At 75.4% G+C, this 13,037-nt stretch carries 1 protein-coding gene; it reads left to right on the forward strand.

Going from position 1 to position 13,037, the window contains the following annotated elements:
• Positions 1-30 precede the first annotated feature (30 nt).
• The coding region (locus ACZ38L_RS25725; RefSeq protein ID WP_465697536.1) for a type I polyketide synthase at positions 31-13,037 on the forward strand (13,007 nt) is incomplete at its 3' end.

The raw sequence follows: 13,037 nt of genomic DNA on the forward strand, positions 1-13,037 counted from the left end.
CTGTAGTCATCGGGTCGATGGAGCATGGTAATGAGCGAGTTCGAGTCGGTTGTGCCCGAGTTCGACGTGATGACCGAGAACGCGATCGCGGTCATCGGCGCGGCTCAGCGTCCACCGCGGTCGTCGAGCGAGATCGACGCGGAGTTCTTCGGGCTCCCGTCGACCGGGGCCGCCGTGCCGGGCCCGGGTCGGGCCGTGCTGCTGGAGCCGCTCTGGGAGGCCCTGGAGGACGCCGGTGTCGTTCCCGCGACGCCGGCGGACCGCGGGATCGCTGTCTTCCTCGCTGTGCCGTCGGCCGAGGAGGCGTCCGCACCGGACGCGTCCGACACCGACGACGCCTTCGCCGCCCTGGTGGGCACCGCGCTGCGGCTGGCCGACGGCGGCTCGGGTGTCGCCTTCGCGCGGTCCTCGCCGGCGGCCGTGCACGCGGCCTGCGAGAGCCTGCGGCGCGGCGAGCACGGCCTCGCGCTCGCCGCCGGGCCCGACCTGCAACTGCCGGACTGGGAGCTGAAGTTGGAGTCGGGTGGGCATGGTGCCGTGCTGCTCAAGCCGCTGCGCCAGGCGGTCGCCGACGGTGACCGGATCCACGCCGTGCTCCGCGGGGACGGCGGCCTGGCGGCGGCCGAGGCCCACCACCCGGCCGAGGCCGAGAGCACCGCCGTCGCCGCCGGGACCGGGTCGGTCTCGCTGCCCTGGATCATCTCCGCGGCGGACCCCGAGACGCTGCGAGCCCAGGCGCAGCGCCTCCACCAGCACCTGAGCGCCCGGCCCGAACTCCAACCGGCTGACGTGGGACACACGTTGGCCACCGGGCGCTACCGGTTCGCGCACCGCGCCGTCGTCCTCGGCGACACCCGCGAGGAACTGCTCGCCGGGCTGGACGCCGCGGCGCGCGGTGACCTCGCCGCCAACCTGGTGCGCGGCACGGCCGCCGCGGCCGGCACCGCCTTCGTGCTGTCCGGCCACGGCTCACAGTGGGTCGGCATGGGCGCGGAACTCCTCGACTCCTGCGCCGAGTTCCGCGCGGCCGCCGAGGCCTGCCAGGCCGCCCTGGCCCCCCATCTGGACTTCGACGTGCTGGACGTGCTGCGCGACGCCCCGGGCGCGCGGGCCCTCACGCGGGTGGACGTCGTCCAGCCCGCGCTGTTCGTCGTCCAGGTCGCGCTGGCCGAGACCTGGCGCGCGTCCGGGGTGCACCCGGGCGCCCTGGCGGGCCACAGCGTCGGCGAGATCGCCGCGGCCCACCTCGCGGGTGCGCTCACCCTGCCCGACGCGGCCCGGGTGGTCGCGGGCTGGAGCCGGGCGGAGGCGACCCTGTCCGGTCGCGGCGCGATGGTCGCGGTGTCGTTGCCCGCCGCGGAGGTCGTGCCGCGCCTGGCGCGCTGGGACGGCCGCCTGGTCGTCAGCGCGCACAACGGGCCCGCCGCCGTGGTGGTCTCGGGTGACGCCGACGCCGCCGACGAGCTGCTGGCCGAGCTGACCCTCGACGGGATCCGCTCCCGGCGCGTGGCGATGGACGTGGCCGCGCACTCGCCGCACATCGAGGAGATCCACGACCGGCTGCTGCGCGAGCTGGCCACCGTCCGCCCGCGGACCGCCCACACCCCCCTGTACTCCTCGCTGCACGGTGGCCGCATCGACGGCCGGGAGGCGGACGCCGCCCACTGGTACGCGGTGCTGCGCCGGCCCGTCCGCTTCGAGCAGACCACCCGTGCGCTACTGGCCGACGGCCACGAGCTGCTGATCGAGGTCGGCCCGCACCCCTCGCTGACCGCGGCGATGCAGGAGAGCGCGGCCGCCGCGGGCCGGCCGGCCGTCGCGCTCGGCTCGCTCCGCCGAGACCAGGGCGGGGTGCGCCGCCTGCGCACCTCGCTCGCCGAGGCGTACGTCCAGGGCGCCGACGTCGACTGGGCGACGGCCTTCGCGGGCTCGGCACCGCGCCGCGTGGCGCTGCCCGGCTACGCCTTCCGGCGCCCGGGCGACCGAGCTGCCCAGCCGGGCGCGGAGCCGGGCCTGCGCGGTCGGCTGCTCACCCTGCCCGAGAGCGAACACGAGCGCGTGGTGGGCGAGTTGGTCCACGCCGCGGCCGCCGCACTGCTCAACCGGGGCGGCTCCGGTGAGATAGTCCCGAACCGCTCCTTCCGCGACCTGGGGCTCGACTCGGTCGGTGCCGTCGAACTGCGCAACCGGCTGGTCGAGGCCACCGGACTCGTCCTGCCGCACACCGTGGTCTTCGAGCACCCCACGCCCGCCTCCCTGGCGCACCGCATCCTGGCCGAGGCGTTCGGCCGGGGCGAGGAGGCGGCCGAGGACGGCACGGTGGCCGAGTGGGACGAGCCGATCGCGATCGTGGCGATGAGCTGCCGCCTGCCCGGCGGGGTCCGCACGCCCGAGGAGCTGTGGCGGCTGCTGAGCGCGGGCGAGGACGCCGTGTCGGCCATCCCGCGTGACCGCGGCTGGGACGTCGAGGCGCTCTACGACCCCGAGCCGGGCCGGGCCGGGCGGTACTACCAGCGCGAGGCCGGCTTCCTGCCGGACGCCGCCGACTTCGACCCCGAGTTCTTCGGGATCTCGCCGCGCGAGGCGCTGGCCATGGACCCGCAGCAGCGCCTGCTCCTGGAGACCGCCTGGGAGGTGTTCGAGCGGGCCGGCATCGTCCCCGGGACCCTGCGCGGCAGCCGGACCGGCACCTTCGTCGGCGTCATGACCCAGGACTACGGCCCGCGCCTCCACCAGGCCGACGAGGAACTCAGCGGCTACCTGCTGACCGGCAACACCGCCAGCGTCGCCTCCGGCCGCCTCGCCTACTCCTTCGGCCTGGAGGGGCCGGCGGTGACGGTGGACACGGCCTGCTCCTCCTCGCTGGTCGCCCTGCACCTGGCCGTACAGGCGCTGCGCTCGGGTGAGTGCTCGCTGGCGCTGGCGGGCGGCGCCACCGTCATCCCCTCGGCGGGCATGTTCATCGAGTTCAGCCGGCAGCGGGCGCTGGCCCCCGACGGCCGGTGCAAGGCCTTCTCCGCCGACGCGGACGGCTTCGGCCTCGCCGAGGGCACCGGCATGCTCCTGCTGGAGCGGCTGAGCGACGCCCGCCGCAACGGGCACCCCGTGCTGGCCCTGGTACGCGGCAGCGCGATCAACCAGGACGGCGCCAGCAACGGGCTGACCGCCCCCAGCGGCACCGCGCAGCAGCGCGTGATCCGTCAGGCCCTGGCCGGCGCGGGCCTCAGGCCCGCCGACGTCGACGTGGTGGACGCCCACGGCACCGGCACCAAGCTCGGCGACCCGATCGAGGCGCGGGCACTGCTGGCGACCTACGGTCAGGACCGGCCCGAGGACCGGCCGCTCTGGCTGGGTTCGCTCAAGTCGAACATCGGCCACACCCAGGCCGCGGCGGGCGTCGCCAGCGTCATCAAGATGGTCCTCGCGCTCCAGCACGGGATCCTGCCGAAGACCCTGCACGCCGCCGAGCCCTCGTCCCAGGTGGACTGGACGGCGGGCGCGGTGCGGCTGCTGAGCGAGCCCGTCGCGTGGGCGGAGCACGACCGCCCCCGCCGGGCCGGCGTGTCCTCCTTCGGCATCAGCGGCACCAACGCCCACGCCGTCCTCGAACAGGCACCGCCGGCCGACCAGGACGCGGCCGGTGACCCGCGAGCCGGGGCCGACCCGAGCCCGGCGGCGGAGCCCCTACCGTGGCTGCTCTCCGCCCGCACCCCCGAGGCGCTCGCCGCCCAGGCCCGGGCCCTGCTGGCGCACGCCGAGGCCCACCCCGAGCTGCACCCCGCCGACCTCGGCCACTCCCTGGTGCGGACCCGGACCGACTTCGAGCACCGGGCGGTGGTGGTCGGCGCGGACCGCGAGGAGCTGACCGGTGCCCTGCGGGCGCTGGCGAACGACGGCGCGGCCCCGGGCACGGCCCAGGGCCTCGCCGCCGACGGGCGGCGCGTGGTGTTCGTCTTCCCCGGCCAGGGCTCGCAGTGGGCCGGCATGGCGGTCGAACTGTTGGACACCTCGGCGGTCTTCCGCGAGCGGCTGCGCGCCTGCGGCGCGGCGCTGACCCCGTACGTGGACTGGTCGCTGGAGGCCGTCCTGCGCGGCGCGGCGGGCGCACCGACGCTGGAGGCCGCCGCTGTCGTCCAACCCGCGCTGTGGGCCGTCATGGTGTCGCTGGCGGAGCTGTGGAGCTCCTACGGCGTGCAGCCGTCGGCCGTCGTCGGCCACTCCCAGGGCGAGATCGCCGCGGCCTGCGTGGCGGGCGCCCTCTCGCTGGAGGACGCGGCCCGCGTCGTCGCGCTCCGCAGCCAACTGCTGGGCAGGCTCGCCGGACTGGGGGGCATGGTGGCCGTGCCGCAGCCGCTGCCCGAGGTCACCGGGCGGCTGGCCCGCTGGGGCGAGCGGATCGGCGTCGCGGCCGTCAACGGTCCCCGCTCGGTCGTGGTCTCCGGTGACGCGGACGCGCTGGACGAACTGCTGGCCGCGTGCGAGGGCGACGGCGTGCGGGCCAAGCGGGTGCCGGTGGACTACGCCTCGCACTGCGCCCACGTCGAGGTCATCGAGGACGAACTCGCCCAGGCGCTGGCGGGGATCACCCCGCGGGCCCCGCGGGTGCCGTTCTACTCCACGGTCACCGGCGAGGTGGTCGACAGCGCCGCGCTGGACGCCGCCTACTGGTACCGCAACCTGCGCCAGACCGTGCGATTCGAGTCCGCCACCCGGCGGCTGCTGGCCGACGGCCACCAGGTCTTCATCGAGGTCAGCCCGCACCCGGTGCTCGCCATCGGGGTGCAGGAGAGCGCGGAGGCCGCCGGGGTGCCCGCCGACGTGCTGGGCTCGCTCAACCGGGGACAGGGCGGATCCGCCCGCTTCCTGCTCGCCCTGGGCGAGGCCCATGTCCGCGGGGTGCGCGTCGACTGGCCGGCGGTCTTCTCCGGCCGTGCCGCCCGCACCGTCGCGCTGCCCACCTACCCCTTCCAGCGCCGGCGCCTGTGGCTCGACTCCGGGGCGCCCGCCACCGGGGCGCCGGCGGTCCGGGACGCGGCCGAGACGCGCTTCTGGGAGGCCGTCGAGAGCGAGGACCTCCAGGCCCTGGCCGGCACGCTGGGCCTGGACGCCGACGCCTCGCTCGCCGGCGTGCTGAGCGGCCTCGCCGCCTGGCGCCGCCAGGCCGACGAGACCTCCGAGGTCGACGGCTGGCGCTACCGGGTCAGCTGGCAGCCGCTGCCGCGTACCCAGGCGATGGTGAGCGGGACCTGGCTGGTCGTCGTCCCCGCGGCCCACGCCGAGCGGGAGCAGGTCGCCGCGATCCGCCGCGCGCTGGCCGAACACGGCGCGCGTACCGAGCTGTTGGAGGTCGAGCCGACCGAGGAGCGGCGGCAGCTGGCGGCCCGGCTGGGCGAGCTGGACGCCACCGCCTGCACCGGCGTGCTCTCCCTGCTGGCGGCCGACGAGGAGGCGCTGCCCGGTCACCGGGTGGCGGCCGGACTGTCCGCGACCGTCGCCCTCGTCCAGGCGCTGGGCGACGGAGGCGTCAACGCCCCGCTCTGGTGCCTCACCTCGGGCGCGGTCTCCACCGGTCCCGCCGACCCGCTGCGCAGCCCGGCGCAGTCCCAACTGTGGGGGCTCGGAAGGGTCGTGGGCGCGGAGTACCCGCAGCGCTGGGGCGGTCTGATCGACCTCCCCGAGCAACTGGACGAGCGTGCGCTCGCGCTGCTGACCGGCACCCTGGCCGGCTCCCGGGGCGAGGACGAGCTGGCGATCCGCGGCGGCGGCGCGCTCGGCCGACGGCTGGTGCGGGCCGCCGTGAGCGCGACCCCCGTCCGTGCAGGCCTTCGCCCGCGCGGCACCGTCCTGCTCACCGGCGGGACCGGCGTGCTCGGCGCCCACGTGGCCCGCTGGCTGGCGCACAGCGGCGCCGAGCACCTGGTGCTGACCAGCCGCAGCGGCGAGGCAGCGCCGGGCGCCGCCGAGCTGCGGGCCGAACTGGAGGCCATCGGCGCCCGCACCACGATCGCCGCCTGCGACGTGGCCGACCGGGCCCAACTGCGCGAGCTGCTGGACTCGCTGCCCGAGGCGCTGCCGCTCACCGGTGTCGTGCACGCCGCCGGTGTGCTGGACGACGGCGTGCTGGACGCCATGACCGTCGAGCGCCTGGAGCGGGTGCTGCGTCCCAAGGTGGACGCCGCGGTCAACCTGCACGAGCTCACCGCCGACCGCGACCTGGACTTCTTCGTCCTGTTCTCCTCCATCTCCGGCGTCGTCGGCAACGGCGGCCAGGGCGGCTACGCCGCGGCCAACGCGTTCCTGGACGCGCTCGCCCACCAGCGCCGCTCCCAGGGCCTGCCCGCCACCGCGGTCGCCTGGGGCTCCTGGGGCACCGGCGGCATGATGGGCAGCGCCGCGGAGCAGCACCTCAGTCGCCGCGGCATCGTCCCGATGCGCGCGGACCTCGGCATCCGGGCGCTGGGCCGGGCCATGGAGCACGACGACACCGCGGTCACCCTCGCCGACATCGCCTGGGACCGCTTCGTGGCGGCCTTCGCCGTCACCGGCGACTACCCCCTGCTGCATGACCTCCCCGAGGCGCGCCGACTCCTCGACAGCGGCAAGGCCGCGGCCGGCCCCGCCACCGCGGCCGGCCCGGCGCTCGCCCAGCGCCTGGCGGGCCTGTCCGAAGCCGAAGGGGCCCGTGCGGTCCTGGAGTTGGTGCGGACCCAGGCCGCCACGGTGCTCGGCCACGTCGGCCCGGAAGCGGTCCAGTCGGGGCGCGCCTTCCGCGAGGTCGGCTTCGACTCGCTCACCGCCATCGAACTGCGCAACCGGCTGGCCGCCGTGACCGGCATGCGGCTGCCGACCACCGTCGTGTTCGACTACCCGACACCCACGGCCCTGGCCGGTTACCTGCACGCCGAGGTCTCCGGGCAGCAGGGCGGCCAGCCGGTCGTGCCCGCGCCCGGCTCGGTGGACGCGGGGGCGGCTCCCGGTCTCCCCCAGCCTTCGGCCGGGGGGACGCCCATCGCCGGGGAAGAGCCGATCGCCATCGTCTCGATGAGCTGCCGCTTCCCCGGCGGGGTCCACTCGCCCGAGCAGCTCTGGCAGCTGTTGGTGGACGGCACCGACGCGCTGACCGGCTTCCCCGAGGACCGCGGCTGGGACCTGGACACCATCTACCACCCCGATCCCGAGCACCTCGGCACCACCTACTCGCGCGAGGGCGGCTTCCTGCACGACGCCGCCGAGTTCGACGCGAGCTTCTTCGGGATCTCGCCGCGCGAGGCACTCGCGATGGACCCGCAGCAGCGCCTGCTGCTCGAGACCTCCTGGGAGGCCTTCGAGCGGGCCGGCATCGACCCGGCCACGCTGAAGGGGACCCCGTCCGCCGTCTTCGTCGGCTCCAACGGCCAGGAGTACGCCGCCGGCCTCGGCCAGGCCCCCGAGGGGGTCGAGGGCTACCTGCTCACCGGGCGCGCCGCCAGCGTCGTCTCCGGCCGTCTGGCCTACGTCTTCGGCCTGGAGGGGCCGGCGGTGACGGTGGACACCGCGTGCTCCTCCTCGCTGGTCGCCTTGCACCTGGCGGTGCAGGCGCTGCGGCAGGGCGAGTGCTCGCTGGCGCTGGCCGGTGGCGTCACGGTGATGGCCGGCCCCGGCATCTTCATCGAGTTCAGCCGCCAGCGCGGGCTGGCCGCCGACGGTCGCTGCAAGGCCTTCGCCGCCGCGGCGGACGGCACCGGCTGGGGCGAGGGCGTCGGCATGCTGCTCCTGGAGCGGCTCTCCGACGCGCGGCGCAACGGGCACCCGGTGCTGGCCGTGGTGCGCGGCTCGGCCGTGAACCAGGACGGTGCCTCCAACGGCCTGACCGCTCCCAACGGCCCCTCCCAGCAGCGCGTGATCCGTCAGGCTCTGACCGGCGCGGGCCTGTCCGCCGCCGAGGTGGACGTGGTGGAGGCGCACGGGACCGGCACCAAGCTGGGCGACCCGATCGAGGCGCAGGCGCTGCTGGCGACCTACGGCCAGGACCGCCCCGAGGACCGGCCGCTGTGGCTCGGCTCGTTGAAGTCCAACATCGGCCACACCCAGGCCGCGGCCGGGGTGGCCGGCGTGATCAAGATGGTGCTGGCCATGGAGCACGGCCTGCTGCCACGCACCCTGCACGTGGACGAGCCGACCCCGCACGTGGACTGGACGGCGGGCGCGGTGCGGCTGCTGACCGAGCCGGTCGCGTGGGCGGAGCACGACCACCCCCGCCGGGCCGGCGTGTCGGCCTTCGGCGTCAGCGGGACCAACGCCCACGTCATCCTGGAAGCGGCTCCGGTCACGGCCGAGGGCGTGGTTGCGGAGGCGCGGCCCGAGGCGGCGGCCCTGCCGCTGCCGTGGGTGCTGTCGGGCAAGGACGCCACCGCGCTGCCGGCCCAGGCCCGGCGGCTCGCCGCCCACCTCGACGAGCACCCGGACCTGGACCTCGCCGACCTGGCGCTCTCGCTGTCCTCGCGGGCGGCGCTGGAGCACCGCGCGGTGATCGTGGGCGTGGACCGGGACGAACTGCTCGCCGGACTGGCCGCGTTGGGGCGCGGGGAGTCGGCGACGCAGCTGGTGCGCGGCGGGGTCGGGCCCGACGACGCCCGAGCGGCGTTCCTCTTCTCGGGGCAGGGGAGTCAGCGGCTGGGGATGGGGCGCGAGCTGTATGCCTCGTTCCCGGTGTTCGCGGCTGCCTTCGACGCGGTGTGTGCTGCGGTGGACGTTCACCTTGGGCGGTCGTTGCGTGAGGTGGTGTTCGGTGCGGATGCCGGGCTGTTGGAGCGGACGGAGTTCGCGCAGCCGGCGTTGTTCGCGGTGGAGGTGGCGCTGTTCCGGTTGGTGGAGTCGTGGGGTGTGCGGGCGGACTTCCTGGCGGGGCACTCGATCGGTGAGTTGGCCGCCGCGCATGTGGCGGGGGTGTTCTCGCTGCCGGACGCGGCTGAACTCGTGGCGGCTCGTGGGCGGTTGATGCAGGCGTTGCCGAGTGGCGGTGTGATGGTGGCGGTGCGGGCCTCGGAGGGCGAGGTGTTGCCGCTGCTGGCCGGGCATGCGGACCGGGTGGGGGTCGCCGCGGTCAACGGGCCGTCGTCGGTGGTGCTTTCGGGGGCAGAGGACGCGGTGGCCGAGGTCGTGGCGCTGTTGGCGGCCGAGGGTCGTCGTACGAAGCGGTTGGCGGTGTCGCACGCGTTCCATTCGCCGTTGATGGAGCCGGTGCTGGCGGAGTTCCGCGCGGTCGCGTCGGGCGTTGCCTTCGCTGCTCCATCCGTTCCGATCGTCTCCACGTTGACCGGACGGCCGGCCACGGCCGAGGAGTTGGGTGACCCGGAGTACTGGGTGCGTCATGTCCGCCATGCGGTCCGGTTCGCCGACGCGGTCCGGACGTTGGCGGCGCAGGGGGTGACGGCCTTCCTGGAGGTCGGCCCCGGCGGGGTGTTGACGGCGATGGCCCAGGAGAGCCTGGCGGACGAATCCGCCGTCCTGGCCTCGACCCTGCGCACCGACCGCACCGAGGCCGCGGCCTTCACCACCGCCCTGGCCCAGCTGCACGCGCACGGCGTCACCCTTGACTGGGACGCGGTGCTCGACGGCCGCGGTGCCCGGCGCGTCGACCTGCCGACCTACGCCTTCCAGCGTCAGCACTACTGGCTCCAGACGCCGGCCGCCGCCGCCGACGCCGCCGCGATCGGCCTCGTCGACGCCGAACACCCCATGCTGGCCGCCGTGGTGGGCCTGCCGGACGGCGGGACGGTGTTGACCGGCCGGCTGTCGCTCGCCACACACCCCTGGCTGGCCGACCACGCGGTGTCCGGCGTGGTACTGGTACCCGGCACGGCCTTCGTCGAGCTGGCGATCCGCGCGGGCCAGGAGGTGGGCCACGACCGGGTCGAGGAGCTGACCCTGGAGGCCCCGCTGGTGCTGCCCGAGCACGGTGGCGTCCAGCTCCGGCTCACCGTGGGCGCCGAGGACCGCACCGGTCGGCGCGCGCTGGCTCTGCACTCCCGCCTGGAGGATGACCTCGCCCAGCGGGAGTGGACGCGCCACGCCAGCGGGACGCTCGCCCCGGAGCCCGTACGGACCGAGCCCTTCGACCTGACCGCTTGGCCGCCACCGGGCTCGACCCCGGTGGCCACCGACGACATCTACGACCGGCTGGACGACCTGGGCTTCGGCTACGGCCCGGTCTTCCGCGGTCTGCGCGCGGCCTGGCGGCAGGGCAAGGACCTGTTCGCCGAGGCGGCCCTGCCCGCGGTGGCCGCCACGCAGGCGGGTGCCTACGGCCTGCACCCCGCCCTGTTCGACGCCGCGCTGCACGCCTCCTGGCTCGGCCTGCTCTCCGGCTCCGAGACCGGCCAGGGCCTGCTGCCGTTCTCCTGGGGCGAGGTGAGCCTGCGGGCCGGCGGCGCCGCCGTCGTCCGCGTCAAGCTGAGCTCGGCCGGACCGGACACGGTGTCGCTGCTCGTCGCCGACGGCTCGGGCCAGCCGATCGCGTCGATCGGCACGCTGGTGCTGCGCCCGGTCTCGGCGGACCAGCTGCGCGTCGCCGCTAAGTCCCGCCAGGACTCGCTGTTCCGGCTCGACTGGGTGAGTGCCCCGCAGGGCGAGGCCCTGCCCGCGTCGGCGGTGCTGACCCTGGGCGGCCCGGCGGCTCCCCTGGACCTGGCCGCGTTCGCCGACGCCGTCGAGGCGGGTGCGCCGGTGCCCGCCTACGTGGCGGTGGAAGCCGCGGCACCCGACGGACCCGAGGACGCACCGCCGGCTCCCCTGGCCGACGTCGTCCGCGGCACGAGCCACCACGCGCTGCGACTCGTGCAGGGCTGGCTGGCCGACGACCGGTTCGCCTCCTCCCGCCTGGTGCTGGTGACCCGTCACGCCACCGCCCCGGACGGCGCACGCGAGGCGCTCGACCCGGCCCAGGCCGCCGTCTGGGGCCTGTTGCGCTCGACGCAGTCGGAGCACCCGGGCCGGTTCGTCCTGGTCGACCTCGACCGGGGAACCGACGCGGCCGCGGTGCTGCCCATGGCGCTGAGCACCGACGAGCCGCAGCTCTCGGTGCGGGCCGGCCAGCTGCTGCTGCCCCGCCTGGCGAAGGCCGTCGGGAGCGGGCCGGACGAGAGCGGGTCGGACGAGAGCGGGTCGGACGGCGACCGGGTGTTCCCGGCCGAGGGCACCACGCTGGTCACCGGCGCGACCGGTACGCTCGGCCGGCTGGTGGCACGTCACCTGGTGACCGAGCATGGCCTCCGGCACCTCCTGCTGGTGGGTCGCCGTGGGCTCGCGGCCGAGGGAGCGGCCGAGTTCGAGGCCGAGCTCGCCGCCCTGGGCGCCGAGCCCGTCACCGCCGCCTGCGACGTGGCGGACCGCGACGCGCTCGCCGCGCTGCTGGCGACGATCCCCGCCGAGCGCCCGCTGACGGCGGTGGTGCACGCGGCGGGCGTGGTGGACGACGGCATCGTCTCCGCTCTCACGCCCGAGCGGGTGGACCGGGTGCTGCGCCCCAAGGTGGACGCCGCGCTGAACCTCCACGAGCTGACCCAGGACCTGGACCTGTCCGCGTTCGTGCTGTTCTCCTCCGTCTCCGCCACGCTCGGGGGCGCGGGGCAGGGCAACTATGCGGCGGCGAACGCCTTCCTGGACGCGCTCGCGCAGCGGCGCCGGGCGGCGGGGCTACCGGCGGTGTCGCTGGCCTGGGGCCTGTGGGCCGAGGGCAGCGGTATGACCAGCAAGCTCGACTCGGCCGACCTGGCCCGCATCCGGCGGATGGGTCTGGCCGCCATGGACTCGGCCGACGCGCTCGCCCTGTTCGACGCCGCCTGTGCGAGCGATGGCGACGTGCTCTTCCCGGTGCGGCTGGACGCCGCCGGGCTGCGCGGCCGAGCCGCGGACGGGGAGGTCCCGACGCTGCTGCGGGGGCTGGTCAGGGCCGGCGCCCGCCGGGCCCAGGGCGGCGACGGCACGGCCACCGGCGAGGCCTCCACGCTGGCCCAGCGCCTGGCCGGTCTGGCCGAGGCCGAGCGGGACCGCGTCCTGCTGGACCTGGTACGACTCCAGACCGCCACCGTGCTCGGCCACGCCTCCCCGGAACAGGTCGATCCCGAGCGCGCGTTCAGGGACCTGGGCTTCGATTCGCTCACCGCGGTCGAGTTGCGCAACGCGCTGAACGCGGCTTGTGGGACCCGGTTGCCCGCGACCCTGGTGTTCGACCACCCGACGCCCGAGGCGCTTGCGCGCCACTTGTTGGTGGAGTTGGTGGGTTGGTCGTCCGGTGTGGTGGATGAGGTCGCGACGGTGTCGTTGGCTGTTGACGAGCCGATCGCGATCGTGGGTATGAGCTGCCGTTACCCGGGTGGTGTGCAGTCGCCGGAGGGGTTGTGGCGGCTGGTCAGTGAGGGTGGGGATGCGATCGGTGGTTTTCCGGCCGATCGTGGTTGGGATCTGGACGGGCTGTACGATCCGGATCCGGATCACGCTGGTACCAGTTATGCCCGTGAGGGTGGGTTCCTTTACGGGGCTGGGGAGTTCGATCCGTCGTTCTTCGGGATCTCGCCGCGTGAGGCGTTGGCGACGGACCCGCAGCAGCGGTTGCTGTTGGAGACCTCGTGGGAGGCGTTCGAGCGGGCGGGGATCGATCCGACCTCGGTGAAGGGGTCGCGGACCGGGGTGTTCGCGGGTGTGATGTACCACGACTACGGCTCACGCCTGTCCGTCGTGCCTGAGGGCTTCGAGGGATACCTGGTCAACGGCAGCGCGGGCAGCATCGCCTCCGGGCGGGTGGCTTACACCTTCGGTCTGGAGGGGCCGGCGGTGACGGTGGACACGGCGTGCTCGTCCTCGCTGGTCGCGTTGCACCTGGCGGCGCAGGCGCTGCGGCAGGGTGAGTGCTCGCTGGCCCTGGTCGGTGGCGTCACGGTGATGGCGACGCCGAACATCTTCATCGAGTTCAGTCGTCAGCGGGGTCTCGCCGTGGACGGTCGTTGCAAGGCGTTCGGCGCTTCGGCGGACGGGACCGGGTGGGCCGAGGGCGTCGGCAT

The organism is Kitasatospora sp. NPDC024654, from assembly GCF_055559155.1.